This is a genomic window from Rathayibacter sp. AY1C1, from assembly GCF_002932105.1.
GTDB lineage: Bacteria > Actinomycetota > Actinomycetes > Actinomycetales > Microbacteriaceae > Rathayibacter.
In genome coordinates, this window is sequence record NZ_PSWH01000030.1 from 17,511 (window position 1) to 43,662 (window position 26,152).

Genomic DNA, 26,152 nt, shown 5'->3' on the forward strand with positions numbered 1-26,152 from the left:
GACCTCGGAATCGCGCGGACCCGACACCGCGACAGCGATGCCGACCGGGCGTCTCAGAAAGCTGTTGTTTTCCGAGATGCAGTTGATGTTGCAGGTACGGTGTCTCCGTGCCGAATAGTTTCGCTCCCGTGGACCCCGTCGCGCTCACGCAGTCTTTGATCCGATGTGCTTCGGTCACCCCGAGCGACGATGGAGCCCTCGATGTCGTGGCAGGCGTACTTGAGAGCCTCGGCTTCATCGTTCATCGGCTGGACTTCGATGGCACCCCGAATCTCTACGCCCGCCGAGGAATCGACGGACCGCACCTGTGCTTCGCCGGTCACACCGATGTCGTTCCCCCAGGCTCTAACGAGTGGAGCTCCGACCCCTTCGATGCGACACTCCGCGACGGGACGATCATCGGTCGAGGTGCCAGCGATATGAAGGGCGCCATCGCCGCTTTCCTCGCAGCGGTCTCGCAGACGCAGCCCGAAGTGCTCGACCTTGGGTCGGTCAGCCTCCTGATCACCGGAGACGAAGAGGGGCCGGCCACGGGTGGCACCGTGCGTGTGCTCGAGTGGCTCGCCGATCGCGGCGACATGCCGGACTTCACCCTTGTCGGCGAAGCGACGAACCCGGAGCGGATCGGCGACGTGATCAAGATCGGACGGCGCGGAAGCCTCAACGCCAACCTGACGGTGCGCGGGTTCCAGGGGCACGTTGCCTACCCCCACCTCGTCGACAACCCGGTGCACCGCCTCATCCGCCTTCTCAACCGACTCGCCACAACACCACTCGACGAGGGGTCCGAGTGCTTCGAGCCGTCGAGTCTCCAGATAACCACGATCGACGTCGGCAATGCGGCGAACAACATGGTGCCCGCCGAAGCAACCGCGCATCTGAACATTCGCTTTAACGACCTTCATTCAGCCGAGAGCCTCGAGGGCTTGATCCGCCGGGCGGCAGAAGAGTTCGCAACCGACTTCACCCTCTTGGTCGAGGTAAGTGGCGACCCCTTCATCACTGCTGGATCGAGCCACGTCGCGCTGTTATCCGAGGCGGTAACATCCGTGACCGGGCGAACTCCCTCGTTGGATACCGGCGGAGGAACTTCCGATGCGCGATTCATCGCCCACTATGGCGAGGTCGCCGAATTCGGCCTCATCAGCAGCACAATCCATCAGATCGACGAACACGTCGTGGTAAGCGATCTGCACCAGCTCACAGTGATTTACCGCACGTTTCTCGCGAAATTCCTGACTCGCTGAAAGCGTCGGTGATCCGACGCACGCGTAGCGCGACGTCAAGGAGCGATCAAAGACTGCCGCCACAAAGCGATCAACTCCACACCCATGTGCTCATTGCTTCATTTACTCATTTGAGTTCCGGTCGGCGCCGTGCCGAAGGGGTGGTTGCACTCAGTCTACGGACGGGGCCGCCCCCGCCCTCCGATCCATTGAAGGATGCCGATCGTGACGACCGAAACCACGGCGACCAGAAGGAGGAAGGGAAGGGCACCTAGAACCAGGAACAGCACGAAGCTGTCTCCACCCTCGAACCCATCCATGACTGCAGCCGGGACTCAGAAGAGTCAGGACACCGGCATGAGCGGCCCGGTCGTGAAGTCACTGCGACCGTCCCCGCCGCAGACCTGGAAATCGGAGGGCGTGTCGATTCCCGGTCCGGCGCCGTCCGAGGTGACGAGCACCCGGACAGTCGTCGCGGTCGTCGGCGTGCAGTCGTATGCGCCGACCGCCGAGAGCTGGCCCTCCGCCTGCGCCGACTCACCCGGAGCGAGAGCCCCCGGGAACGCTTCCGCACCCGACGTGCCGGCGGTGGTGAGCTGCGTCCCATCGGCGCCGAGCATCAGAACGCCCGGCCACCCGAAGTACGAGCACGCCTGATCCGAGGCGTTCGTGAGCACGATCGCGAACCCTTCCTGGCCCGCCCCGGAAAGCTCGGGCCGGTCCTCCACCGTGACCGTGAGCTGCGTGTCCCGGCATGGGTCCGCCGGCCACACCGGACCAGCCGCCGCCGCACCCGCAGTCGCGGTCGCCGCCGGAGTAGCGGGGGCGGACGTCGGGGCGGCGGTCGCGGTCGACGCCGGCGCGGCGGCCGACGTCGATGCCGGAGCCCCCGCCGTCGAACCGGCGCAACCGACGAGCGCGAACACCGGAACGGCGAGCAGCAGGGCGAGAGTCGAGTGGGAGGTCCGAGTCGTCGTCATCCGGCGAATCTACCTTTGACTGCTCACTCCCAGTGCGAGACGACGGGCGGCGGGACTTCCCGCTCGTGGTTGAGCACTCGAAAAGCGATCGCGAGGACGACGCAGACGCCGGCACCGATCAATGCGGCAGCGCCAGCCACCGTCATCCACAGCGGTTGGACAGCCGAACCGTCCACGCACAGCGGATTCCACAGGAAGCTCTCGGAGCTGGAGTAGCTTCCACGAACCTCGCACGCCTCTGCCGGATCCCACATGTAGAGAGAGGACATCAACCCGAGAGCGGCGGCGAAAACGGTGAAGATCACGGTGAAAACGAGGGGGATCGCGTGATCCGGCCGAGGAGACTGTCTAACGCTCATCGGGAGGGTGCCCCCCCCCCCCCGGAGTTGCCATCTCTCACCACTCATCGCCCAGCTTGCGGAGACCGTTGTCTTCCGGCAGGGTCTGGCGCGAGTAGTCGTGCAGAACGTCGGGCGACGCAGTTTCGCGTCCGTCACGTTCAGCTTGGCGGATGGCCGCGATGACGACGCATGTCACAGCCACGATCAACGCCGCAGCAGTCGTCAACGTCATCCATATCGGCTGAACGGTTGACCCATCCGAGCACAGCGGGTTCCAGAGGAACCCCTCTCCCGTCAGGCTGCCTCCGCCGCGGGTCCTGCACGTCTCGCTCGGGTCCCACATGTAGATGGAGGCTACGGCTCCCACGGCGGCTGCAAGCCCACCGAAAACCAAGGCGAGAACGATGGGCGTCGCTGCACTCGGTCGCGGGGGCTCTCCAACGTTCATCGGGACATCATGCACTGCACTCCGAAGGATTGATCAAGAGCCGGAACGCCAGGCCCGGTATCGAGTACCCGCGGGGGGAGGTCATCGCGCCGCGACAGTGAGGTTCAGCTCTTCACCGACGCGCAGAATCTCGTCCGAAGGGAAGCGGAACGGGTTGAGGTAGAACAGGTCATCGGCCGTCATGCCGAATCGTGCCGCGACGTCCTCTGCGAGGTCGTTGCGAGCGACCGTGTACGACGTCGGCACTCCGTCCGTGGATGACACCTCGCCACGCGCTGCTGCACGTGGGCCGGCGTCCCGGGCCACGAGGGTGCTGCGCTGCGGCTCCACGTTCCACTGGACGTCAGCGATGGCGAGGATTTTGGTTGAGCAGTCGGGGTCGTCCTGCGGGCGGGTCGTGAGAACGAGTTGATTGATCGCTGTCGGGTCGCCATGGAACTCTGCGAGGTTCCGCCACGCTTTGTAGGGCTTCCCTGACTCCGCGTCCGCGAGACGCATCGGGAAATCGACGTCGAAACAGGTGGTATCCGCGTCGATCGGATCGAGCGCTCCCATGACCGCTACGGAACCGGAAGACGCGGTGGGGATGACGAGCTCGTCGGATGTCAGGGCCAGCCGGCCGTCCGCCGCGCTCAACTGGACGGCGCCGGTGGTCCCGTCGCTCCCGGTGAACGTCGCTACGCCTAGGTCGCCGGTCAGCGGGGAGGTGAAGCCGTCGTCCGAGTTCGTCGCCAGAGGCGGGGCCGACGGTGCAGGCTGCGCGGTGCATCCCGTCACGACCGCCAGGCATGCCGCGACCGCGACCGTGTTGCGCACTTTCGAGAACGTCCCCACCGGCTCAGGTTAAGCGACGTCATCGCTTTCCTCGTGGTCGCGTCTCGGCCTGAAATGCTCAGCACGGTTCGGAAAGGGGAACGTCTGTCGCGGGTCATCAGGAAGCCCGACGGCTCCTAGGCTGACCCGATGAGTTCCCCGGCACCGACCCGCCCATTCGTGGGTGTAGCGCGCATCGCCGTCGGTGCAGCCGCGGTCGCGGTGATCCTCCACACCTACGCGCTGAGCATCGTGGCCGGCGAGTCGAATCCGTTCGACTACTTCGGCTACTTCACGAACCAGACCAGCCTCCTCGCGAGCGCGGTGCTCATCGTCGCCGGATCGGTCGCGCTCGCCCGCCGTCCGACGCCGGTGTGGCTGAGCTACGTCCGCGGCGCGGCGACGGCCTACCTGATCGTCGTCGCCGTGATCTACAACACCCTCGTCCCCGGTACCGGCACGGCCCCGCCCTGGGTCAGCGCCGTCCTGCTCGTCCGCGGAGCGACCGACGGGTGGGTGCCCTACGGCTTCCTGCTCCCCGAGAACGGGACGCTCTCGCTCGTCCTGCACGTCGCCGGGCTGACCTGCGCGGTGCTCCTCGCGGGCGCGCTGGTCTGGGCGCTGAGCCGACGCCGTGCCTCATCTAGTTGATGTCCAGTCCTCTCTCGCCATGGATCACGAGGAGCTCTGACTCCCGACGTCAGGCGCATCACCTCTCGTATGCGTCGCGACTCGGCCCCGGCGCGCTCTGATCACGCGCAACACGAGATTGATCACCAGCAACCCCGCTCCAGCCGGGATGGCACCGGCCGTAAGAATCAACGCTTGGAAAAGGAGCGGCTGGCTCATCGGCACGGGGGTCAACGACATCGGAAAGACGACGTTCTCGAGCAGGACGGGAAACAGGCCGATAGCGATCCCGCACCAGAGGGCACTCACCACAGCTGGAAGCCACGCGACGAGAACAGGACGACGCGAGAGCCTCCGGGGAGCGACGTAACCTCCGACAGCGGCAACGACGATCCAGATGATGACACCTACACCGCCGGCGCCGATCGCGATGGCTCCCTCGGATGGATCCGCGTCCGTGATCCCCAGAGCCACCATGAAGCTGCTGAACATCAGAACCAGGGCGGCGAGCACAGTGACCACGCCGGCGGCGGTCCAGCCGATGAACGCGTTCACAGATCCATCGGATGCTGAAGTCGAGAGACGTGACGCGGTGGAAGCAGTCGGCATCGTGGGACACCTTCGTTGGTTGTTGCGCGGTAGTCGGACCGACAGATTCCCACCACCGCTAGTATGCATCGCACGCTAACATGCAAAGCATGACAGTCGACGTGGGGGCCCAGATCCGGAAGGGCGTGGTGGAGTACTGCGCCCTCGGGCTCCTATCGCGGGAGCCGATGTACGGCTGGCGCCTGTCGGAGGAGCTGGTGTCGCTGGGCATGATCGCCAGCATCGGCACGCTCTACCCGGTGCTCGGGCGGTTGAAGGATCGCGGTTTGATCACCTCCTACGCAGGGGAGAGCGGTTCGGGCCCGGTCCGGAAGTACTACAAGCTCACCCCCTCCGGACAGGCCGAGCTGGGCGAGTTCCGCCGCCAGTGGGAGCCCTTCACCCGTTCCGTCCAAGCGATCGTGGCAGGAGACGACACATGACCCCGACCAGCGCACCCCGCGAGGTCCAGACCTACTTGAAGCGGCTCGATCGGGCGCTACGGCCCGTCCCTCGTGACGTCGCCTCCGCGATCCGAGACGGGATAGATGAGGAGCTGGCCGGCCTCGAGCCGGCAGAAGCCATCGAGCGCGTGCGGTCCTTCGACGAACCGGAATCCATCGCGGCCGCCGCCCTGGGCGAGAGCCGCACCCACCCCACGCCAGCCGGCCGCGCGAGGGTGATCTGGATCGTCGCCGCCGGAGCCGTCATCGTCCTCGCGGTCGCCCTGGTTTCGACGTGGGCTCTCGCACCTGGCCCCACCCCTGAGGCGACCAGTTCCTCTGTCGTCGCCTACCCGATGCCCGATCTTGGTCCCTCTCCCGCCCCAACACCTCTCGCGCCCGACGAGCAGGAGCAGCTGCGCATCCAGGAGTAGGACCGCCAATGGGAAGGAGTCCTGGCAGGCTTCCCTGACGCGACGAGACCCGCCGACCCGTTCCAGGAATACCGCGACCCGAACGATTCGACAGCACTCCTGGGCTGCCTCACCGCGGCCGGCCTAACGGTCGACCTCGGCTCGAACGCCGCCGGCGGCGGACCCGTCAGCATCATGACGTCCGCCTCGACGGAAGCCGAATCGGTCGCCGCGTTCACCTGCTGGTCGAGCTATCCCACGACCCCCGTGGTGCCCATGACGTCCGAGCAGATCGACTACCTCTACAGCTACCTGACCGAGTACCTCGTGCCCTGCTACGAAGCGAACGGCATCGAGAACCCCGACGCGCCCAGCCGCACCGACTTCATCGACCAGTGGCCGAACCAGGGATGGTTCCCCAGCACGAGCGAAGCGTGGCTGACCGACGACGAGCAAGAAGCGATTGACGAAGCCTGCACTCGACCCATTTGACGGACCGTCTTACAGGCGTCCCGTTTGGGGATCGTTCACCGGTCGCGTATGCAGCTATGGGCAGCGGTAGGTCTTCGCGAAGTCGGTTGCCGTGAACTGCCTTCCCTCGGTCATGGAGTTCAGTGACGGGCAGATGTCGTTGTTGTGCGCCGCCGCTACGAAGGGGGTCGCTGCTTGTGGGACGCAGCCGTAGTCCTGGTCGGGCTGGTCGAGGATGCGCAGCTGACCCGTCTCCCCGGCGGCGAGGTGAAGATCGGACCAGGAGCAGGACCAGGTGAGTGAGGCTCCGGTGTCGTTGGTGATGCTGACGTAGTGCGAAGGGCCATGCACTCCGAACAGCAGATCACCCACCCACAGAACCGCGGCCGCCACGACGGCTAGAGCGCCCAGCACGAGCGACAGTCTTAACAACCGTCGTTGGCGGGGTGATGTCTGCCGGTCCGGCGAGAGTCCACTCGGATCCCAACTGTCCAGACGTTCAACCACGGCGTATCCACCCCTCGGCGCGACGAGAAGCGGCCTCGACCGCCGCCGCGCTCGTTCCCTTGAGTTCTCCCACGGGAGAACAGTAGGCGTGACGCGGCTCTCACCACGAGGAGCAACCGACTCGCGACCGAGAGCGTCCCGTAAGGGGATCGCCCAGTGCGACACTTTCCGCCATGCCGGACGATGAGACTCGCTCGACCTAATCCGGTCGGACCTAGGGTGGGCAGATGAGTCGTCGTTCTGTTGCACTCACACTCCTACTGGCTGTCGTGGGCACCATGACCGCATGCGCGCCGGAGCCCGTTGATCGCGCACAGCTCACCCAGTGGCGCTCGGATCGTCAGGCTGACATCGACGCGGGAGGTCCCTTCCTCGCTGTGCTGTCGTCCGATTCGAGCGCGGGACGGGAGGGGGATCGGCTGGTATCTGCCTTCGACCAACCGGTGCTGCCCGGCGCCATTACCTTCGAATGCTTCGGGGATGGCACAGTCGAACTGCAGCTCGACTCCGACTCCAAGACCGGCACGGTCACGACAGGCAAGACCACTGTCCGGACCGTGGACTGCGGCGATGGCCCGCTCGACATCGATCCGGCCTCCCTCGGCACCGACCCCATCAATCTCGTCGGCGCGGCTACAACTGACGCCGATCGCGACACGGCTTGGTTCCTGACCATACGTGGGGCGCAGAGCACGCCCTGACGGTTCACTGCTCATGTCGGCTCCCGCGGGGCAAGCTGGTTCGTCCCATAAGGGGATGGGTTACCGCTCAACGCAGCTTCGGCGCGCGGACCTGCTCGCCGGGCGCGCTCAAATCGGATACCCGAAGTAGCGTTCGATCCAGCTCGAGTTGCTCATCACGCGCGGTCCGTCGTATCGGGCCCAGAGCGTTTCTTCGGCAGTGACTGTGAAGTTCACGGTGTCGAGGGCTGCCAGTATCGATGACAAGTCCTCTGGTTCGACCAGCGCATCGAACTCCTCGCGTGTATACGCTTCCTGGGCTTCGAGGGCAATGAAGCAAAGGTCTCCGTGTCGGCTGATGCAGATGACGAGGTTCGCCGAAGTGCGGTTTGCTGCACCGTCGACCGTGACGTGCGTGAAGGTCGCGGAGTCCTGCCATTCCCAGGGACGATCCGCCGTTACAGCCCTGGGAAAGCTCTCATCGAGCAGTGCGACGAGGGCGTCCACCTTTGCTGCCAGTCGCTGACCGTCGAAGTCAACCGGCTCATCGCCGGGCCCAGGGGTGTCCAGCTCGCGTAACCGCCGCTCAAGCGCGATTCCCTCTAACCACATGCCCCAAGTCTCTCCCCAGCTGTAGTTCGGCGCTTACCAGAGCAGTGCCGAAGAGAGCGCATGGGCGTTCCGTCGGGGGATGGCTTAGAGAGATGCTGAGAGCATCATCTGCTGTTGGAGCAGGTGGCTTGGGTTCACCTCGCCCAGCGACGCAGCTGGCGGAGCGTCTTGCGGTCCGTGTGAACGAGGCCGACGGTCGGGTGGAACCGGAATTGAGGTGGGGCCTCGACCAGTTGCAGAGCAGCGCGTGCAGACTCTCGTACGGCGTCGACGTCGCGCTTGATCGTGGCCGCGCTGATGCGCGCTAGATGCCACCGGAAGATCTCGGACGAGAGTTGGAAGCCGACTTCAGCCGGCCACGAGTCGAGGTGGGCGATGGCCTCCTCGACGTCTCCTGGCCCCTTTCGGGTGAGGAGCACCTCGGCGGCAGCGATGCGTATCGACCCCGATGTGCCGTTCAAGGTCGGATTCTCCTGGATCACCGTCCGGTACTGGTGCAGGGCCTCCTCCACGTCGCCGGTCTGCACAGCAATGTTTCCGAGCAACTCGCGACTATGCGCGCGTTCAACGGCGAGATCCGGCTCGGGGTAGTCCACTGCGCGGATGAGCAGGGATCGAGCGGCGTCGATCAGGCCCGCGTCACGAAGAGCTATGGCCTTGAGCTTGAGGTACTGCTGACGGTTGTGCGGTCGTGCTCGGCTGAGACGACGCTCGAACTCGTCACGGTCAGCGGCATCCCACCCAGGATCGCGGTACCAATCATCTGCCACCTTCGAGATGATCCTCCGCACGACGCTGCGCGAGCAAGGCGAGATGCTCCGAGCGCGGCGTCCCGTATGGGGATGGTCGACCGGGCGGCCGGTAGGGGTCGTTCGCACGTGCTCGTCCGCGCGGTCGACGTGAGGAACAGGGTGGTTAGTACCGGCGGATGGACACGTTCTCGCCAAGGCTCGTCCAGTCGAGGCCAGTAGCGTCGTCTGGACCGGCGCCATCGGTGTGAATCTGGACGGCCCATGCTCCGTTCAGCGACAGCTCATCCCCGCAGCCGCTTCCGTCTTCGTTGTCGCCGTCTCCGTCCACGATGACGCACCGGCCTCCGGCCGTGGTCTGCGACCCGATCCAGACGTCCAGTCCGTCGGCTGACCCGACGTAACGGATCGAGGCGGGGTCGTAGCCGTCTCCTACGGTGCCGACGTCGGGAAGAGTGTCCCGCTCGTCCTGCGCCCGCTCGAAATCGGAGTAGGCCTCGGTGTCGGGGCCGGAACACCCGGCCATGAGCGTCATCGTGAGCGCCGTCACTGCCGCTCCGGCCACCCGCCTCAGGCGCGTCGTCGATCCCACCGCATCCCCCGTGCCTCGTCAGCACACCGTATCGCGCTGCGAAGGAGACGAGCGCTGGCGCTGTGATGATGGGTCTTCTTCGGCGTCCTGTGCCTCTACTGTGGAGCAATGAGGCCCCGCCCCATCCACACAGCAGCTGGTCTTGTTCTTGTGGCGGCTCTCGCCGGCTGCACACCGGTACCAGGCGAAGATCCTCGAATCACGCAATGGCGCGAAGAGCGCCAAGCGGACGTGGCAGCGGATCGCGACGTCGTAGCGGTCCTCTCACTGAATGTCGAGGCCGGCGATGACGGCGGCCGCGTCGACGTCACCCTCGAGAGGCCGGCGCTGCCGACCGCGATCACCTTCGACTGCCTCGGCGAAGGAGTGATCGACCTCGAAATCGGATCGCTTTCCACGGCTGGGGGACCGACGACGAGAACGACGACCACCCTCGACGCTATCGACTGCGCCGACGGCCCACACGAGATCGATCCCGCGTCGCTCGGCGAGAAGCCGATATCGAGTGTCGACGCCACCGCATCGAACGCGGACAACGACACCGCCTGGTTCCTCACAGTGCGCGGAGACCGCGACCCCTCCTGACATCGGCGGGACTTCTCGACGCGCTCGGTCGGTGTCGTCCTCAAGCGCGTCTCGGCCCTGCTGTCCCGTACGGGGATCGTCCAGCGGGTCCATCCGAGGAGCTGTAGATGTCAGCGGGCGTGAGCGTCCGCGGCCGCAGCGGTATTGAAGAGGCGGCGTGCACTCAGGGTGAAGGCTCCGACGTATAGGAGGAGGGCGAGCGCGATGGCTGCCATCAGGTTCGCCGGTCCGCTTCCGGCTTCGCCCGAGAGGAGGGCCGCGATCCCGGCGCCCAGCTGGAGAAGCCCACCTGTGGCGTATCCGATCAACGGCACCACCATCAGGCAGAGGGCGACGACCGCCGCGACCAGACCGACGAGCGGTGCGATCGCGCGTTGCGAGACTCGACGTCCGCGCTTCAGGAGCAGAGCGACAGCGAACGCGGCCAGCCCGATGAGCACACCTTCGATCAGGGCGGACGGAATGAGGTAGACCGCGAAGAACGCGACTGTTCCTGCGGAATTTTGCCCAGTCCCGTCCTGCGCGAGCTGCTGGGTAGTCAGCACATACAGCTCGACCAGGTGGAGAGCGGTGAGAATCACCGTCGCGACGATGGCGACTGCGACGAAGGGGAATGGCGCCCAATGGCGCAGTGCTGACACTCGGCCAGTCTGGCTCAACCTTGCACCCCTGATGGCATGACACGGATGCACGATTCTGTCGGGGAGAGAGTCGGCGTACCGGCCGTCCCGTAAGGGGATCGTTGACCGGCAGAGGGGGCGCTGCGCTATGTCGTCGCTCGTTCTTCCTGCGACTCGGTGATGAGCTCCTGCTTGCGTTCGGCTCTGAGCGCGACGACGGTTCCCGCGAGAGCGAGTGCGGCGGCTGCGGTGAAGAGGGCGGTGGCGTCCCACCTGTAGTGACGGATGGTGATGCCCGGTGAGGTCTCGCTGGCTGCGTAGGTGCAGGACAGGCCGAGCGGGTAGAGGATCTTCTCGCCCGATACGCGGCTGGAGTAGAGGTCGATCCCGTCGGGGTATTCGCTGTGCTGGCACTGCACGGCGGCGGGTTCCCAGCCGGTCTGAACCCAGCCGATCGTGTGGGTGAGGAGGGCGACTGGGGTTCCGATCACCATCGCGAGGATGCCGAGGGTCTTCGCGGTCCGGAGTTCCATCCCGTCAGAGTAGGGCGGACGCTACCCACCACACGCGTCCCGAAAGGGAATCGCTGACCGGTCGCGTGGGACGTCATGCGACGCGCTCGTCGGGTGGCGCGTCGATTCACTCTTTCCCAGTGAAATGAAGCTCTCCGCCGTTGTGAGCTGCGGCCGTGATGAGGAGGATGACTCCGGCCATGACGATCGCGGCCGGCGCTAGCCAGGCCCAGCCGAGCACTCGAGATCCTGAGCGCAACCACCACCAGCCCCGTGTCACGCAACCGAGAGCGGCTATGCCGACGCAGGCGAGACCTGACCATCGAGCGAAGGCGGTCATTTGCAGGCCGAGGGCTACGCCACCCCAGACAATCGCCATTGCAACGATGGTCAGCCCGGCTGAAGAGAACAAGAGGACGATGGCAGAGAAATCGAGCCGGTCTCCCGGCGGTGGTTCCCCGTAGGGGTGCTCTTCATCGAACCGTGCGCGATAGCGCTCGACCAGAGGGAGCAACTCGAGAGCTTCTTGAGGAAGATCGCGAGAGGGCAGAGCGAGGAAGTCGGGCAGATCCCGGTCGCGGACGCCTGCCCCTGCCAGTAGGCGCGCAGCCCTGTCTCGTTCAAAGTCCGAAGTCTCGCCATCCAGAGCGAGCCCCCAGCGACCTGCTTGGTCGGGGGCGCCGAGCTCACGGTACTTCGCGATCAGCGCGAGCCTGGCCATCGTGTCCGAGGGGAAGCGGCGAACCTGCATGCGCAAGAGCTCAAGAGCGACCGCTCGGCGACCTTCCTGCCACAGCAGGTCAGCGCGCCGTACTGTCGCCGCTTCATCCATGCGCTCATCGTTGCACCTCGCTCTCAATTAGATGACGAGCTCCCGAGCGCGCCGTCTCGTATGGGGATCGTTCACTGGGACCCGCGAGGCCCCTCTGAGTGTCTAGCGGGGGATGCTGCTGCGAGCGGACGGCGCCACAAGAGAGAGGATCTCAGCGACCGCAACCAGCCTGCCTCCTTCGGCGATGGCTAGCGTCCCTCCGGTTTTCACCTCTCTGGCGGCAATCTTGTGCGAGAAGAAGTCGAGCTTCCACTGCTCGGCCGAGTCGGGGTTCACGCGTTGCATGATCACGCTGAAGTGTTCGCTGCGACCGATGTGTCGTGGCTTCAGGTGTACCGCGAAGCAGTTCACGGCATAGACGCCCGCCGGGGGCCCGTTACGGCGTCCGCCGGCCTCGGGCGAGAGCCACTCGATCTTCGCGAAGGCGAAGGGCTGGTCGACATCTCTCATGCGTGGACAGTACCGCCGAGCGGATCCCTCCCCGGAGTCTTCCCGGCGATCAGGTCGGCTGGCGCGAAGAAAACCCACGGGGACGGGCGCCCCTTGCGGAAGCGTGTCGCGGTCCTGCGAGCGACTGGATCCCGCCTCGCGTCATTCGGTCGATGGGCTCACGTCGAACAGGAACACTGAGTTGAAGCGGAACTCTTTCACGGGGCTGTTCTCCCACGCTTGCCCGGCGGAGCTCAGCAGCCGACGGAAGGTCGCTCGTTCCAGCGGCTCATCGGCGAGGATGAACGCGGCGTGCTCGATGACGGTCAAGTAGGAGAAGGCCTGGAACCAGGACAGGTCGCGAATGTACTCGTGAAAGGCCGGCCAGTTCTCCACTGTGGTGGGGAACGAGAAGTGACGGCCGTACACGTCCCAGAGCTCGTCGGCCGTCCGCATCGCCCGCGCGTCGAGACGGACGAGGCCGCCGTCGTCCTCTGCCGACTCGATCGCAGCGTCGAGGTCGGAGCTCGACCCGAGTGCGTCGAACACCCAGGGCCGCCCTGTGAATGCTGGCATGACAGGGATGATCCTCTTCTGCCGGGAGCGCCGCACGCCGGACGGCTGCAACCGTTCTGTGCCGTTCCGTATGGGAATGGTTCACCGAACGCTCTGCTGCGATTGCCGGAACCCGTTCCGGTCGTCAGTTGCTGTCGGGTGGTGAACCGGGAAGTCCTGGCGTCGGTAGCCAGTCCGAGAAACTCGCTCGCAGGTCTTCCTGCTGTCGCTTGTCCTTGAGGAAGACGTCGACACCTCCGTCGTAGGGGGCGAAGAGCCAGCTCGCGGTGGCGTCGGTGACGGCGACGTGCGCCTCCTCGTTCGAGACGGCGCGGAACAGTGGCTCGAGTTCTTCGGGTCGGTGTGGCCCGAAGCTGATCGTCAGAGCTGGGAGATCGTAGAGGGTCTCGTCGTGCACGGAGGTTCTCCAGTGGACGGCATCGGGAAGAAGAGCTTCGATCCACGGAGTCCACGCGAGGTCGTCTCGATCCCATTCCTGCGCGATGACGAGCAGAGGGGCTGCAGGATCGCCCGCGACCTCGGTCAGCAAGGTGACGTAGCGATCGAGAACCGTCTGCATCTCCTCCAGGCTCTCGGGGTACTGCTTCGACTTCGGCAGGGTGTGAAATCTGCTCCACCGGTCGGCCCCGGAGCCGAGCGCGCGCATGTGCCATCCGATCGGCGCCACGTCATCGCCCCACTCGGCTCGCCAGCGTTTGTCGAAGGCCCTAACTTGTGAGTTCACGCGGTGATCGTCGCACGATTCCGTCGGGGAGAGGCGGCGTACCGGCCGTCCCGTATGGGGATGGCTCATTGGAGCGTCTGAGCGCCGATCGTCGTCGTTCCGCCATCCGTGTTCTCGATGGTGATGCTTCCATCGAGGAGAAGGGTGTCGTCGGTGCTAGGCCACCAGGCGGACCACCACCCGTTAGAGATGGTCGCCGCGACCTCATGGCCGTCCTCGGTCAGCGTGATGCTGGCGACGTCCTGACCGACCGTGCCGGCGGCGAAGCCGTAACCGTCCGGCGGGAGGTGCCCTCCGGACGCGAAGAGCTCGATCGAGCCGGATGAAGGAGCCTGAGTGGCGTTGCCGGGGCCGTCGAGCAGTAGATAGGTCGGGACGGTGGCGCTCTCTCCGACGCACCAGGCCACGTAGGGACCGCTCTCGACAAGCACTGATTCGACGGTGCCTCGTGTATCCGCGGACACGACGTCGGCAGGCTCGGTGGTGTTCGGGTTGGCGTCGAGGGTGTCGATGCAGTTTTCAAGGACGGAGGAGTTGCCTGGGCCTGCCTCCGGTTCAGGTGTCCAGCTCGCCAGGCCCGAGGGGGAGATCTTTCCTGCGCTCAGCGCCACCGTGCTGACGGGAGCCGCTGGACGACCGGCGATCGCCGCTACGGCGACGAGGGACGCAGCGAACCCGAGCGCGCACACGCCCACGATCAGCCGCCGACGGATATCCGTCCTCGGGCTCTCGCGGTGTGTTGTCTCGGACTCGATGCTGACGAGGATGCGCTCGTGGAGTCGCTCCGCGTCGGCCGCGTCGTCTCCTCGGCGTGCGGGGTCGGCCCGCTTGAGGGCGTGCAGTTCGTCGGTGGGCGTCATGAGAGACCTTCCGTGGGGAGCGCGGTGAGCCGCGCACGGCTCGGCCGAGTCGGGTCGAGGATCGCCGCGTACCTCTTCTTCGCCCGCGACAGGCGCATCGAGAATGCGGCACGACTGCATCCGAGCACTTTCGCCGCCTCCGCGTCCGAGAGGTCCTCCCAGACGTGCAGGGCGAGCACCTCCTGGTCTGCCGCGGACATCGATCGCAGCGCGTGGAGCGCATCGATCTCGGCGGAGCTGTCGGCATCGGCTGCGTCCGGCAGCCAGACGCGCTCAGCGACAAGATGCTCGCGCGCCTCCCGCCGGACGGCGTTGCGCAGAACGTTCGAGGCCGTGGCGAAGAGCCAGGGACGCGGATGCGCGGGAAGGTCCCCGCGCCGGCGCCATGCGATGAGGAACGTTTCGGCCACCACGTCGTCCACAAGTTGCTCCGGGGCGCGACGCCGGACGTAGCGGATCAGGTCGTTGAAGTTCGCCGCGAACAGCTCCTCGAAGACGTCGCGATCGCCCTTCTCCACGTTGCACCCCCTCGGCCCCTCACTCTGTACATGTCTGCACGACGAGGAGTTGCAACACGACGAACGCGCAGCGTTGCGAGGACGCTCCGGATCGTCCCGAAAGGGGATGGTTAACCGGTCGCAGGGGCACCGCCTCACATTGGTGGCTACTGTCCGGCGATCATCGCGAGGGAGGGCGCCCGGCCCTTCTCGATGTGGGTGAAGGCGATCGACTCGGCGAGGCGGTCGTTGCCGGCGCGGATCGCGTCGAGGAGGCCGTGGTGCTCGTCGGACTGCTGGCGCTGGTCGCGTGCGCTGGTGAGGTAGAACAGCCACGTCATCCGCCCAGTGACGGCGCGCATCAGCGAGGAGAGCAGGGCGCTGCCGGCGACTTCGACGATTGCCTCGTGCACGACGGTCGAGGTCTCGGCGACCTCGAGCCAGTCCTCGCTGTCGAGGGCGCGGTGCTCCGCGTCGATCGCGTCGAGCAGCGGTTGCAGTGACGCGCCGGCGGCGACGGCCTGTGCGGCCAGCCGCGCGGCGAGGGTCTCGAGGCTGAGTCGGACGTCGAAGAGTTCGACGACGTCCTCGATGCTCCACTGGGCGACGCGGGTGGAGCGGCGTGGGAGCATCCGCACGAAGCCCTCGTTGGCCAGCTGCGGCACGGCCTCGCGCACCGGCAGTCGTGAGACGTGCAGCTCGGCGGCCAGTGAGGCCTCGACCAGCCGCGATCCCTGCGAGTGCTGGCCGAGGATGATCTGCCGGCGCAGCGTCCGGTAGGTCTGGCTGGCGAGCGACTCCTCGGTGCTGGCGAGTGTCATGACGGTCCTCCTCGCGACGCCGGTGCGACCATTCAACACGCTCGGCCCTGCCTGTGCGGTCCGCCGGCCACCCCGCTCGGCCCCGCGCTCAGCCGCCGGGCCAGCTGCGCTCCTTCGGCAGCGGGCGGGCGTAGCTGTCGATCCGGCTGGTGCCGAGCCGCTGCCGGACGAGCGTATCGACGAGCGCGGCCGCCGCCGCGACCCCGTCGACCACCGGCACGGGCAGCCGCGCGCCGACGTGCTCCTCGAGCCCCGCCATCCCCGCGCAGCCGAGGCAGATCACCTCGGCGCCGCGGGCGATCGCGCGCTCGCCCGCCGCGACGAAGGCGTCGAGGGTCGCCTGCGGATCCTCCTCCAGCTCGAGCACGCCGAGGCCGGTGTCCTCGATCGCGGCGCAGTGCGCGATCAGGCCGGCGGTGGTGAGGCTGTCCTCGATCTGGCCGACCGCGCGGCGGACCGTGGTGACCACTCCGTAGCGGCGGCCGAGCAGCATCGCGAGGTGCGCGGACGCCTCCGTGATGTCGACGACGGGCACGTCGAGCAGCTCGCGCGCGCCCTCGCGGCCGTGCTCGCCGAAGCCGGCCATCACGACGCCGTCGATGCCGGCCGGCAGCCGCTCCAGGGTGTGCAGGACGGCCGCGGCGCTGAGGAAGCTGTCGTACCAGCCCTCGGCCGAGGCGACGCCCCAGCTCGGCGTGATCGCGACGATCTCGGTGCCCGGCCCGACGGCGAGCCGGGCGCGGGCGGCGGCCGTCTCGGTCATCGACTCGGTCGTGTTGCAGTTGACGACGGCGATGCGCATCAGCGGCCCGCCGCCGCGGGGACGCCGGACAGTCGGACAGCGCTGCCCGCGTCCCGCAGCCGCGCCAGATCGATCAGCGCGGCGGCGACCGCGAGGTCCTGCGCGGCGAGGCCGACGGAGTCGAACACGGTGATCTCGTCGTCCCGGGTGCGGCCGGGAGCGGTGCCGGCCACGACGTCGCCGAGCTCGAGCAGCCCGGCCGCCGCGTCGAGGGCGCCCTCCGCGATCGCGAGGACGAGGTCTCCGGACTTCGCCCGCGCGGTGGCCGCGCTGTCGACGACGAGCGTGCCGAGCGCCATCGCCGCGGAGTCGAGCTCGCGGTGCTCCGGCCGCGGACGGGCGCCCACGGCGTTCACGTGCTGGCCGGCGTGCAGCCAGGCCCCGTGCACGATCGGCTCGACCGACGGCGTCAGCGTGCAGAGCACGTCGGAGCACTCGGCGACGGCCCGCGGATCCGCGGCGCGGGTCACGGGGTGCCCGACCGCCTCCTCGAACCGGTCGAGCGTCGCGTCCGACCGCGACCAGACCACGATCTCGTCCAGGTCGCGCACCGCCTGCAGCGCGCGGACGTGCGCGACGGCGAGGTTGCCGGCGCCGATCAGCCCGAGCACCCGGCTGTCCGCCCGGGCGAGGTGCCGGGTGGCGACCGCGGAGGCGGCGGCGGTGCGCGCCCGGGTGATCAGCGCGCCGTCCAGGACGGCCACGCACTCCCCGGTGAGCAGCGAGGTGACCAGGATGGTCGAGCGCTGCGTCGGCAGCCCGCGCGCTGCGTTTCCGGGTAGGTCCGCCATCAGCTTCACGGCGGCCAGGCCCAGGGCATCGGAGCGGACCGCCATCGGGAGGATCAGCCCGTCGTCCTCGCCCGCGAGGGCCGTCGGCGCGCCCTGGTGCAGCGCCCCGGAGCCGAGGTCCGCGAACACCTGCTCGACCGCGCCGAGCACGTCGACGTCGGGGAGCAGCCCGGCGATCTGCTCGGAGGCGAGGACGAGCGTCATCAGCGCGCGCCGACCGTCGCGCGGCCGGTGAGCTCGGCGAGCGAGGGGGCGCGGGTGACGAGGCCGGCCTCGGCGAGGATCCGCATCCAGCGGTCGGAGGCGGCCTCGTCGATCACGGTCGTGTCCCAGACCCCGCCGGCGGCCATCTCGTCGGCGGCCTCGTGCAGGAGCGCCGAGTCGCGGTCGGGCCAGCGCGCGGCGAGCACCGCGTCGATCTCGGCGCCGGCCTCACCCGCGGTGATCCTCTGCATCGCCGTCTCGATCGCGTCGACGAAGCGCTCGGTGCGGTCGGCGAGCTCCTCGACCCGCTCGGTGCGGGTGTAGTAGACGCTGTTGGGCATCACGCCCGCGTCGAGGTGGCGGAAGACGATCTGCCCGCCGCCGGCCGCGACGAGCTCCTTCGCCGAGAGCAGGTCGAGCACGATCGCGTCGCCGAGGCCGTCGCGGTAGAGCTCCAGCATCATCGCCGTGGACAGGTCGCGCGCCCAGCGGGTGGCGGAGACGTCGAGCCCGGCCTCGCGGATCAGGCCCGCGGTGAACTCGAACGGCGCGCTGCCGCCGGCGCCCGGGGCGAGCACGACCTTGCCGGCCAGCCAGTCCAGCCCGACCGGTCCGGAGCCGTCGCGGGCCACGATCGTCATCGGGAAGCGGTGGTTGAGCTGGCCGACGACGGTCAGCTCGCGGCTCGTTCCGGCGTACATCCCGGGCACCCAGAGCCCGCCGAGGGCGAGGTCGGCGGCGCCGGAGTCGAGGTCGTCGAGGACGCCGGTCCAGGGGTCGCAGGCGGTGGCGGTGACGGCGAGGCCGCGCTCGGCGAACAGGCCGCCGACGTCGGCGACGTACTCGGGGAGGTAGTTCAGTCCGTTGGCGGTGGCCGAGACGGTGAGGGTGTCCATGGTGCTCCTTGTGGTGCTGTCCGGTGGATGGTTGCGCCCAACGGTGCCGGAGCGCCAGGGGGCGGGGTGGGTCAGTGGGCGGCGGCGATCGCGTTCTCGTTGACGTCCTCGAGTGAGCGACCCCGGGTCTCCGGGGCGAAGCGGGAGGCGACGACGAGCACCGCGTACATCACGGCGGCGAGGCCGAAGACGCCGGCGAAGGCGAACGAGCCGTAGAGCGCGACCGCGAGGAACGGCATGACCGCTCCGGCGATGTTGCCGATGCCGTTGACGATCGAGGCTCCGGAGGCGCGGATCGCGGTCGGGAAGATCTCGGCGGTCCAGGTGGCGAGGGTCGTGTTGGTGACCATCGTGAAGAACTGGAAGAGGGCGCCGAGCACGAGGATCGCGGCGGTGCCGTTCCCGAAGCCGGCGAAGGCGAGCGCGGTGAGGCAGCCGAGGACTCCGGCGGCGCCGACGGCGGTGCGACGGCCGACGCGACCGGCGATCAGGGCTGCGGTGGTCGCTCCGAGGAGCGAGCCGATGTTCATGATCATCGTGTAGAGCAGGCTCTCCGAGACGGAGTAGCCGCGCTCGACCAGCAGGGTCGGCATCAGGAAGTTCAGCGTGACCTGCGACCCGAAGGCCATCCAGGACGCGACGCCAAGGGCGGCGGTGCGGCGGATCACCGGGCGGCTGAACACCGCGGCGGGCGAGGCCGACATCTTCACGGGCGGCAGGTCGTCCGGCGAGAGCTCGACGGGCGGACGGGCGGCGGTGGGGGTGAGCGAGTTCGAGGCGAGGATCGCGAGCGAGCGGTTCGCCTCCTCCGTGCGGCCCTGCGAGAGCAGCCAGCGCGGCGTCTCCGGCAGCTTGCGGCGGTAGAAGACGACCAGCAGCGCGGGGACGGCGAGGATCACGAACGACCAGCGCCACACGGAGTCGGGGCCGCCGAGCGGGGTCTCCAGCGGGCCGAGCAGCAGCAGGAACAGGCCGTAGGAGAGGAAGTTGCCCAGGCCCCCGGCGCCGACGTTGACGGCGCCGATCGCGGTGCCGCGGAAGCGGGTGGAGACCATCTCGGAGAGCATGACCAGGCCGATCATGAACTCGCCGCCGATGCCGATGCCGACGATCAGGCGGCTGACGAGCAGCATCTCGTAGTTCATCGCGACGGCGCTGAGCAGGCCGCCGAGCGTGTAGATCAGCAGGTTGAGGCTGAGCGAGAAGCGGCGGCCGTATCGGTCGGCGAGGTAGCCGGCCAGCACGCGGCCGATCAGTCCGCCGATGACCGTGGCGGTGTTGATCGTCGTGAGCTGGATGTCGCCGATCTGCAGCGTCTCCTTGATGTGGCTGCCCATGGCACCCACCGAGTTCTGCTCGAGGGTGTTGAAGAACTCCCCGGCGAGGATCAGTAGGAAGATCCAGAACTGCGCGCGGGTGAAGCCGATGGAGTCGAGGACGGAGGCGACCGTGTGTCCGGAGGCGGGCGGAGCGGTGGTGCGGGATACAGCTGACATGTGTAGCTCCCAGCAGGGCGAGGGGGGAAGCGGCTCCAGAGTGATGGTCACCGCGAGGACTCCTCTTTTGTATCCCAAACACCGTTTCGGGCAGGTTTCCACGATGCTACAACCTCCCCCTGAGCTGCAGTGACCGCGCAGAACCGCATACACCTCGAAACGTTCGCTGGCGGTGGTATACAAAAGGGCCTCGATGCGCGCAGGGGCTACATGGACCCGTAATGCGGGAGATGTGGGGCACGAGCCGCCGTCGTCATGCGTCTCACGACCCCGGCTGGCCGCGTCTTCAGGCCCCCCGAGGAGTAGGGGCGGCGACCTGAGATGCGAACCCGGATCGTCGCGCTCCTCGTTGAGCTGCGCGGGCGCCTTCTCGGCGAAGCTATCCGCCACCCCGCCGCTTCACCGTCGGGCCCGTCGTCACCGCAGCTGTCGTCGAGACCGTCGACCACAGCGTTCTTCCGACGCTCGTCCGCAGATCTTGAGCAGCGCCGAGTTCAGCTAATCCTGCGTCCCGTATGGGGATCGGTCTCCGGGACAGATCCGACCCGGATGGACCAGTGCGCTCCTGCCGTTCACTCGCTGGTCCGAGAGTGATGGTGTGCAGACACTGTCGCTCAATGCTTCCGCCGTGATCGCGGGCGTAATCACTCTCCTCGCCCTCGTCGCGGGCGTCTTCCTCGACGGATTCACGTTTGCGTGCAACGAGTCCCTTCCTCCTCAATGCACGGGGTTCCACGTCGCGTGGCCGGCTCTGTGCTCTGTCGCCCTCGCGACCCTCGTTCTCCTGGTCGTAGCGATGCGCGTCAGCACGCGCTCCCACGCTCGATGGAGGTCGCTGCTGCTCGCCTTGGGGGTGGTCGGCGCCGTCACCAGCTGGGTTCTGGCTCTGCGTACCGCCGTGATCGTCGGTTGAGCAGACCACGGCACGTTCCGTATAGAGATCATTGACCGGTCAGCCATCGATCTTCTGAGGTATCGGACGAGCGGTCGGATGGACCGAGGGGGTGGGGTCGTATGGCGGAGTCGTGTCCCGAGGGGAGTCGAGGGACGCCAACCCCAGGAGGGTGATCGTCGCCACAAGAGCGCAGGCAGCAGTGATGAGCGCCGCGAGCAGTAGCCGCTCAAGGGTGCGCATGGCACGAGGTTATGGCACGAGGTGAGCGGCTTAGGCCGTTCCGCGCGCATACCGTATGGGGATGGTTGGCCGGGCGCCTAGACGTCTGCGGGCAGCGGTATCGTCCCGCGAAGCCTGTGGCGGTGAAGATCGCACCGTCGATCATTACTCCGACGTTCGGGCCGGAGGACATCAGCGCGGGATGTTCCTACTGCGCTCGGAACTGGCGCTGGTCGCTGCAGTAGCAGTGATGGCCGCGAGCGGCTGTCCTGCGGAACGCTGCCGCCCGCGCCCGCGCGCGGCGCATCCCGCGCGCCGGGCTGGTGCGGGGAACGGCCCTCCCGCAGACGCCAACTTGCAGCTCGCTGCCACGAACACTGTCCCACTGATGATCTTCGAAGGGCATGCGTGTCCCGCTGCCAAGCCCGGGTGTCGGCAACACCCAGGGTTGTATTGCCGAGCTATGCGGAGTAGACCTAGACGTGCACGACGACCGCTCACAAGGGGTGAGCGCGGGGACTTGGATGAAGGTCGTAATAGTCATGCACACCTCACGAAATCGGTCCGCTGGCAAAATCGCCACGGTGTTCGTTGCGCTCGTCCTGGGTACGGTTGTCGCACCTGCCGCTGCGTTGCGGAAATTCCCGGTTCGGACTGAATCACATCATCGCTCGCGGCCACTTTGACGCGGACACCAACTTCGATATTCAGCAGACACTCAGCTACGGCCTCTACGCACCCGGGAGCTCAGGCTCTAAGACGCTCTACGACGCGAACTGCACACCCGTCTACTTCGTTCTCTTCGGATATAACGCCTACAACGGCTCCGATGCCCTCGCTAACCCCATCGGCATCGTCAACGCCTACAAAATCGACAGCACCATAAACACCCGATCTACCAGCAGCACCACCGCCGCACCCATCATCCAACCGCCCTACGGGACCGGATGCCCCGTCTACACCCCGATCGAGAACGATTGACCGACACCCGCGACCTCGCCGACGTCGTGGGGTGGATGCGCCGCCACTACTCCACCCCGTACGACGTCATCGCGGCTACCGCAACCCACAGCTCAAACGGATGGAGCGTTGACACAACCATTCGAGCTACACCCACCTCCACTGACGAGGTAGTGAATCTCGACCAGTGGGACCCTGCCGCAATCGATTCCCTGACCACCGGAGGCGACCTTGCAGTCGAAGCCTTCGCGCTAATCTTGCACGCCAACCTCATCGAATGGTGGGATACGGAACGACCGAAAACGTCGACGCGATACTGAACCACTAAACAATGTGACGAATCAAGCATAAGATCCGAGCAGACACCCCCTGCGAGGCGACGGACGGAAAGCAGCTGATTGCTCCGTTGAGCGGCTCTTCACCGGCACGCCGACAGCATCACGGGCCGCCGACCGACTCGACCCTTCCCTCGGCAGCTCCCAGAACCGCGCCACCCCGGGCACGCTGCTTCAACTTCGATCCCATCGCCAACACTCCGACTCACGGTTATATTGCAACGACCGGCTGAACCCAAGTCCCCCTAACGGACACCTCCGGAGTAGATGAGGACAGCCGCTCCGGCGTCGAGGAGCCTCTCCGGCCCCTGTTCGATGCGCGAGGATTTGGACATGCGTACCGATAGGGAATCGCTCTCCGCGTCGAGCGGGAGCCTCGCGCCCGCAGCGCGAGGCTCCTCTGACCCGGCCCGGCTCGAACGGGCTGCCACCCTCACCGTGCTGCGGGCAGGACACCCCCTTACTGGATTAGGGGTGCCTTGGGCGGGCGCATTCGACGGTAGTGCGGCGCGAGCCTCGGAGGGCTAGTGCGTCGATGCGTCCGGCGTCCGATGAGGGGTCGTCATCCGGCCGCCCAGGATGGCCGCGCATGAGACCGGAATCTCGCGGCGCTGTTTGTCGCAATAGACCCGCCCGATGAGATGCCCGATGGTGGGGCGTCAACTGACACACTGAGCGCACGGTAGCTCGTGGGATACGCCCGCGTCTCAACCGACAAGCAGGATGCGACCGCTTAGCGGGACGCGCTCCGGGCGGCCGGCGTCCCATCCGATCGGATCTACGCCGACTCGGGTCTGACCGGCCGGAACCGCGAGCGTCCCGCGCTACGAGAGGCGCTGGCTGCGTGCAACGCCGGATCGACTCTGCTCGTGACGAAGCTCGACCGGCTCGCGCGGTCCATCACAGACCCTCGCGACATCGTTGATGAGCTGACCCGCCGCGGGGTGAAGCTCAGCATCGGGGGATTGGTCCACGATCCGGAGGATCCGATCGGCCGGCTGCTGTTCAACGTGCTCGCGATGGTCGCGGAGTTCGAGGGGGATCTGATTCGTGCCCGCACTCGTGAGGGGATGAAGGTCGCGAAGGCCAAGGGGCGTCTGCGTGGCCGTCAGCCGAAGCTGTCGCCGAAGATCGAGGCGCATCTGGTCGCAGAGCATCGTGCCGGGAACTGCACCGTTGCCGAGTTCGCGGCGGATTTCAAGGTCGCGCGGTCGACGGTCTATCGGGCGGTGCAGCGGGCTGATGCGCGCGCCGCTGGCGCTGTCGCCCTGGCGCCGCCGACGGAGGGCGCATGATGTCGGGGGCGGAGAGGGTACCTGCGCTGGTGCCGGAGAGGGTGGAAGTGCTGCCCGGTTGGTCTGCGCTTACACGTGTTCTCAGCACCGGGTGGGGAACTCTCGCCCAGGCGATCGCCTGTATCTGGCTCTTCGTCGGGTTCGCGGTCCTTCCTCCGGGATCGCGTCTGCCCCTTTTCGTGCAGCTGGTGCTGTTCTTCGCCGCTCTCGCTTGGTCAGTGATCTGTCTCGCGATCGGCACGTCCAGGGTCACCGGTGAGAAGGAAGCCGGTTACACGACCCTGGGGCTCGGGCGCATCACGGTTCCTGCGGTTGATGCGAGAACGGGCGTCGTCCTGCGGGCGGCAGGCGAGCCGCACTGCCGACTCGTCGACCGGGTCCGGCACTCCACCGCCGACGCGTCCGCCCCTCAGTCGAACCGCGCGCCCTCCGGCCGCGGCGGCAGCACGAACAGGATCAGCAGGAACACGTAGCCGGCGATCGGCACGAGGATCGCGAGGATCCACAGCCCGCTGCGGTTCACGTCGTGCAGCCGCCGCCAGATCAGCGAGAGCGACGGGAGGAACGTCGCCAGGGCGATCGCGCCCGCGGCGAGCGACACCCAGAAGGTCTGGAACGGCGCGCCGCTCGGGTACGGGGTCAGCGTGAAGTCGAGGCGCCACGGACCGCCGTCGGCCAGCTGCAGCAGCCCTGTGAGGACGCTGCCGAGGAGGATGATCCACCAGTACTCGGCCCGGCTCGCCCTCCCGCGGAAGCGGAGGTAGTTGCCGAAGAAGCGGCGGAGCGCCGCCATCGGCGGAGCCCCGTAGTAGGGGAGGGCCAGCGGCGGCTCGAGGGTGCTCGGGCTCATCGGGTTCCGTCTCTCATCCCTCGACCGTATCCCCTGCTCCCCGCGGCGCAGCGTCGGCCGTGCGGACGACATCCCGGTGTTCGCGCCGGAGGAACGCCGCCGTGTCCACGAAGCCGGAGGCCGCCGTCTTCACAACGGAGGAAGAACGTTCCAGCTCGAGCGTGAACACGCGGATCGGCGCGCGCCGGAGCACGTTCTACCTCCGTCATGAACAGGATCAGCGAGTAGGAACCGCCTCCGCCCGCACCGCCGCCGTCGCCCGGGCGTCGACGATCAGGCTGACGACGAGCCCCACCGCGACGATGACGATCGCGACCCACGGCAGCACGTCGAGCCCGCTCGCGTCGATCGCCAGTCCGCCGACGACCGCGCCGCCGCCGATGCCGATGTTGAACGCCGTCGTCTGGAGCGCCGCGGCGAGGCTCCGCAGCTGGAAGGAGGAGGTGCGCAGCATCCGGGTCTGCAGCATCGCCGGGATGCCGCCGAACGCGATGTTCCAGACCACGGCGGCGACGACCACGGCCGTGGCGGCGCCGGTGCCCGCGGCGACGGCCAGGCCCGCGAGCGCCAGCACGACCGCGATCGCGGCGACCACGAAGCCCGAGCGGGGGAACCGGTCGGTCGCGAAGCCGGCCAGGACGAGTCCGACCGCCCCTGCGCCGCCGAACGCGAAGAGCACGAGCGGCACCGTGTCGGGGGCGAAGGAGGCGTTCTCGAGCCAGGGCGTGATGTAGGTCGAGAGGGTGTTCTGGCCGATCAGCACCAGCAGGATGACGACGCAGACGCCGATGATGCGGGGGAGCGTCCGGTCCTTCCGCGCCGGCAGGCGGATCTCGCCGGTCCGCAGCGGGATGTGGTGGTCGACCGCGGGCAGGAACTTCACCACGATCAGCGCGAGCACGAGCACGACGCCGCCGAGGATCGCGAAGGTGGGCCGCCAGCCGAACGCGTGCCCGAGCGCCGTGCCCAGGGGGACGCCGAGGACGAAGGCCGCGGATCCGCCGCCCGCCGTGATCGCGGTCGCGCGGCCGAGCTGCTCCGGAGCGACGAGGTGCGCGGAGTAGGCGGCGACGATCGCCCAGAAGAGGCCGTGGGCGAGCCCGCCGAGGATGCGCGCGCCGATGAGCAGCCCGAAGGTGGGGGCGAGCGCGGCGAGGACGTTGGCGACCGCGATGGTGCACAGCGCCACGAGGAGGAGGCTCTTGCGCGAGAAGCGCTGGGTCACCAGGGTCAGCGGAGTCGTCGCGACGACGACGGTCGCGGCGAAGATCGTGACGAGCTGGCCGGTGAGCGAGATGCTCACCCCGAGGTCGCGCGACATGTCGGGGATGAGCCCGGTCGGGAGGAACTCGCTCGTCACGGAGACGAAGACGGCGCCGGCGAGCGTGAGCAGGCCGATCCAGGGGAAGGCGGGGGCTTTCGCGGTGTCCTGAGGGTTCACGGTGTCCTGAGGTCGGGGG

Annotated in this window: 33 protein-coding genes and 1 pseudogene; 10 read left to right on the forward strand and 24 right to left on the reverse strand. The window is 67.5% G+C overall.

From position 1 onward, the window contains the following. Positions 1–128 precede the first annotated feature (128 nt). Entirely contained in the window at positions 129–1,247 is a 1,119-nt protein-coding gene (dapE, locus tag C5C71_RS13470; protein ID WP_219813642.1) for a succinyl-diaminopimelate desuccinylase, read from the forward strand. Positions 1,248–1,570: 323 nt separating this feature from the next. Here dapE and C5C71_RS17975 read toward each other — a convergent pair whose 3' ends face one another. From C5C71_RS17975 to C5C71_RS13490, 4 genes are all read right to left on the reverse strand, one after another. Beyond that, positions 1,571–2,206 carry a DUF4232 domain-containing protein gene (locus tag C5C71_RS17975; RefSeq protein WP_104223368.1) on the reverse strand — a complete coding sequence of 212 codons (636 nt, stop codon included), beginning with the start codon at positions 2,204–2,206 and terminating at the stop codon, positions 1,571–1,573. A gap of 23 nt (positions 2,207–2,229) precedes the next feature. Next, positions 2,230–2,511: a hypothetical protein gene (locus C5C71_RS13480; protein WP_104223367.1), complete on the reverse strand. Its 282-nt coding sequence runs from the start codon at positions 2,509–2,511 to the stop codon at positions 2,230–2,232. 91 nt (positions 2,512–2,602) lie between these two features. After that, on the reverse strand, positions 2,603–2,779 hold the full coding sequence (locus C5C71_RS17660) for a hypothetical protein (RefSeq protein WP_181028852.1): 177 nt from the start codon (positions 2,777–2,779) through the stop codon (positions 2,603–2,605). Positions 2,780–3,076: 297 nt separating this feature from the next. Further along, positions 3,077–3,829, reverse strand: a complete 753-nt coding sequence (locus C5C71_RS13490) for a LysM domain-containing protein (RefSeq protein WP_104337854.1) — start codon at positions 3,827–3,829, stop codon at positions 3,077–3,079. A gap of 129 nt (positions 3,830–3,958) precedes the next feature. Here C5C71_RS13490 and C5C71_RS13495 point away from each other — a divergent pair, with 129 nt between their 5' ends. Next, entirely contained in the window at positions 3,959–4,459 is a 501-nt protein-coding gene (locus C5C71_RS13495; RefSeq protein WP_104310019.1) for a hypothetical protein, read from the forward strand. 24 nt (positions 4,460–4,483) lie between these two features. On the opposite strand, the gene C5C71_RS13500 is transcribed toward C5C71_RS13495, so the two are convergent. Beyond that, positions 4,484–4,993, reverse strand: coding sequence for a hypothetical protein (locus C5C71_RS13500; RefSeq protein ID WP_104323999.1), 510 nt, complete (start codon positions 4,991–4,993; stop codon positions 4,484–4,486). Positions 4,994–5,136: 143 nt separating this feature from the next. Between C5C71_RS13500 and C5C71_RS13505 the strand changes: the two genes are divergently transcribed. From C5C71_RS13505 to C5C71_RS13515, 3 genes are all read left to right on the forward strand, one after another. Continuing rightward, positions 5,137–5,469, forward strand: a complete 333-nt coding sequence (locus tag C5C71_RS13505) for a PadR family transcriptional regulator (protein WP_104223417.1) — start codon at positions 5,137–5,139, stop codon at positions 5,467–5,469. Then, entirely contained in the window at positions 5,466–5,903 is a 438-nt protein-coding gene (locus tag C5C71_RS13510) for a hypothetical protein (RefSeq protein WP_104337855.1), read from the forward strand. The genes C5C71_RS13505 and C5C71_RS13510 overlap by 4 nt, the downstream gene beginning before the upstream one ends. 174 nt (positions 5,904–6,077) lie before the next feature. After that, positions 6,078–6,374 (forward strand): hypothetical protein, encoded by a 297-nt coding sequence (locus tag C5C71_RS13515; protein WP_104337856.1) that lies wholly within the window; start codon positions 6,078–6,080, stop codon positions 6,372–6,374. 54 nt (positions 6,375–6,428) lie between these two features. Here the strand turns inward: C5C71_RS13515 and C5C71_RS13520 are convergent, their stop codons facing one another. Beyond that, the gene (locus C5C71_RS13520; protein ID WP_104337857.1) at positions 6,429–6,767 is read right to left on the reverse strand and encodes a hypothetical protein; all 339 of its coding nucleotides are present in this window, start codon (positions 6,765–6,767) and stop codon (positions 6,429–6,431) included. A 362-nt stretch (positions 6,768–7,129) separates the two neighbouring features. Here C5C71_RS13520 and C5C71_RS13525 point away from each other — a divergent pair, with 362 nt between their 5' ends. Further along, positions 7,130–7,561 carry a hypothetical protein gene (locus C5C71_RS13525; protein ID WP_146084470.1) on the forward strand — a complete coding sequence of 144 codons (432 nt, stop codon included), beginning with the start codon at positions 7,130–7,132 and terminating at the stop codon, positions 7,559–7,561. A gap of 108 nt (positions 7,562–7,669) precedes the next feature. Here the strand turns inward: C5C71_RS13525 and C5C71_RS13530 are convergent, their stop codons facing one another. The 3 genes from C5C71_RS13530 to C5C71_RS13540 form a co-directional block, all read right to left on the reverse strand. Next, positions 7,670–8,152 carry a hypothetical protein gene (locus C5C71_RS13530; RefSeq protein ID WP_104223359.1) on the reverse strand — a complete coding sequence of 161 codons (483 nt, stop codon included), beginning with the start codon at positions 8,150–8,152 and terminating at the stop codon, positions 7,670–7,672. 134 nt (positions 8,153–8,286) lie between these two features. Beyond that, the gene (locus C5C71_RS13535; protein WP_146076931.1) at positions 8,287–8,922 is read right to left on the reverse strand and encodes a tetratricopeptide repeat protein; all 636 of its coding nucleotides are present in this window, start codon (positions 8,920–8,922) and stop codon (positions 8,287–8,289) included. 145 nt (positions 8,923–9,067) lie between these two features. Further along, entirely contained in the window at positions 9,068–9,451 is a 384-nt protein-coding gene (locus C5C71_RS13540) for a hypothetical protein (RefSeq protein ID WP_104337859.1), read from the reverse strand. Between the two features lie 150 nt (positions 9,452–9,601). On the opposite strand from C5C71_RS13540, the gene C5C71_RS13545 reads away from it, so the two are divergent. Then, entirely contained in the window at positions 9,602–10,078 is a 477-nt protein-coding gene (locus tag C5C71_RS13545; protein ID WP_146084471.1) for a hypothetical protein, read from the forward strand. Between the two features lie 110 nt (positions 10,079–10,188). Here C5C71_RS13545 and C5C71_RS13550 read toward each other — a convergent pair whose 3' ends face one another. From C5C71_RS13550 to C5C71_RS13605, 13 genes are all read right to left on the reverse strand, one after another. Continuing rightward, the gene (locus tag C5C71_RS13550; RefSeq protein WP_104337861.1) at positions 10,189–10,719 is read right to left on the reverse strand and encodes a hypothetical protein; all 531 of its coding nucleotides are present in this window, start codon (positions 10,717–10,719) and stop codon (positions 10,189–10,191) included. Positions 10,720–10,844: 125 nt separating this feature from the next. Further along, positions 10,845–11,231: a hypothetical protein gene (locus tag C5C71_RS13555; protein ID WP_104337862.1), complete on the reverse strand. Its 387-nt coding sequence runs from the start codon at positions 11,229–11,231 to the stop codon at positions 10,845–10,847. A gap of 106 nt (positions 11,232–11,337) precedes the next feature. Continuing rightward, on the reverse strand, positions 11,338–12,042 hold the full coding sequence (locus tag C5C71_RS17350; RefSeq protein ID WP_146082457.1) for a DUF6584 family protein: 705 nt from the start codon (positions 12,040–12,042) through the stop codon (positions 11,338–11,340). Positions 12,043–12,144: 102 nt separating this feature from the next. Next, on the reverse strand, positions 12,145–12,492 hold the full coding sequence (locus C5C71_RS13560) for a hypothetical protein (RefSeq protein WP_104269203.1): 348 nt from the start codon (positions 12,490–12,492) through the stop codon (positions 12,145–12,147). A 141-nt stretch (positions 12,493–12,633) separates the two neighbouring features. Then, entirely contained in the window at positions 12,634–13,020 is a 387-nt protein-coding gene (locus C5C71_RS13565) for a barstar family protein (protein ID WP_181065713.1), read from the reverse strand. Positions 13,021–13,171: 151 nt separating this feature from the next. Beyond that, positions 13,172–13,771 (reverse strand): hypothetical protein, encoded by a 600-nt coding sequence (locus tag C5C71_RS13570; RefSeq protein ID WP_146084472.1) that lies wholly within the window; start codon positions 13,769–13,771, stop codon positions 13,172–13,174. Positions 13,772–13,836: 65 nt separating this feature from the next. Continuing rightward, positions 13,837–14,631 (reverse strand): hypothetical protein, encoded by a 795-nt coding sequence (locus C5C71_RS13575; RefSeq protein WP_104337863.1) that lies wholly within the window; start codon positions 14,629–14,631, stop codon positions 13,837–13,839. After that, positions 14,628–15,149, reverse strand: coding sequence for an RNA polymerase sigma factor (locus C5C71_RS13580; protein WP_104337864.1), 522 nt, complete (start codon positions 15,147–15,149; stop codon positions 14,628–14,630). Before C5C71_RS13580 ends, C5C71_RS13575 begins: the two co-directional genes overlap by 4 nt. Before the next feature lie 146 nt (positions 15,150–15,295). Continuing rightward, on the reverse strand, positions 15,296–15,949 hold the full coding sequence (locus C5C71_RS13585) for a GntR family transcriptional regulator (protein ID WP_104224667.1): 654 nt from the start codon (positions 15,947–15,949) through the stop codon (positions 15,296–15,298). Between the two features lie 88 nt (positions 15,950–16,037). Further along, the gene (locus C5C71_RS13590) at positions 16,038–16,751 is read right to left on the reverse strand and encodes an aspartate/glutamate racemase family protein (protein ID WP_104337865.1); all 714 of its coding nucleotides are present in this window, start codon (positions 16,749–16,751) and stop codon (positions 16,038–16,040) included. Continuing rightward, on the reverse strand, positions 16,751–17,746 hold the full coding sequence (locus C5C71_RS13595; protein WP_104327208.1) for an ornithine cyclodeaminase family protein: 996 nt from the start codon (positions 17,744–17,746) through the stop codon (positions 16,751–16,753). The genes C5C71_RS13590 and C5C71_RS13595 overlap by 1 nt, the downstream gene beginning before the upstream one ends. Beyond that, entirely contained in the window at positions 17,746–18,642 is an 897-nt protein-coding gene (locus tag C5C71_RS13600; protein ID WP_104327209.1) for an ABC transporter substrate-binding protein, read from the reverse strand. The genes C5C71_RS13595 and C5C71_RS13600 overlap by 1 nt, the downstream gene beginning before the upstream one ends. 71 nt (positions 18,643–18,713) lie before the next feature. Continuing rightward, positions 18,714–20,138 (reverse strand): MFS transporter, encoded by a 1,425-nt coding sequence (locus C5C71_RS13605; protein ID WP_104337866.1) that lies wholly within the window; start codon positions 20,136–20,138, stop codon positions 18,714–18,716. A 598-nt stretch (positions 20,139–20,736) separates the two neighbouring features. Here C5C71_RS13605 and C5C71_RS17665 point away from each other — a divergent pair. The 3 genes and pseudogenes from C5C71_RS17665 (at position 20,737) to C5C71_RS13615 (ending at position 23,842) form a co-directional block, all read left to right on the forward strand. Continuing rightward, positions 20,737–21,051 carry a hypothetical protein gene (locus C5C71_RS17665; protein ID WP_104224248.1) on the forward strand — a complete coding sequence of 105 codons (315 nt, stop codon included), beginning with the start codon at positions 20,737–20,739 and terminating at the stop codon, positions 21,049–21,051. 813 nt (positions 21,052–21,864) lie between these two features. Next, positions 21,865–22,233, forward strand: coding sequence for a hypothetical protein (locus tag C5C71_RS17355; RefSeq protein WP_146076920.1), 369 nt, complete (start codon positions 21,865–21,867; stop codon positions 22,231–22,233). Between the two features lie 1,003 nt (positions 22,234–23,236). Continuing rightward, positions 23,237–23,842: pseudogene (locus C5C71_RS13615) on the forward strand (recombinase family protein). Between the two features lie 409 nt (positions 23,843–24,251). Here the strand turns inward: C5C71_RS13615 and C5C71_RS13625 are convergent. Both C5C71_RS13625 and C5C71_RS13630 read right to left on the reverse strand, forming a co-directional pair. Then, positions 24,252–24,692 (reverse strand): DUF805 domain-containing protein, encoded by a 441-nt coding sequence (locus C5C71_RS13625; RefSeq protein WP_181065714.1) that lies wholly within the window; start codon positions 24,690–24,692, stop codon positions 24,252–24,254. A 217-nt stretch (positions 24,693–24,909) separates the two neighbouring features. Next, positions 24,910–26,152 (reverse strand): MFS transporter (locus C5C71_RS13630; RefSeq protein ID WP_219813009.1); only part of this gene is annotated, 1,243 nt, incomplete at its 5' end.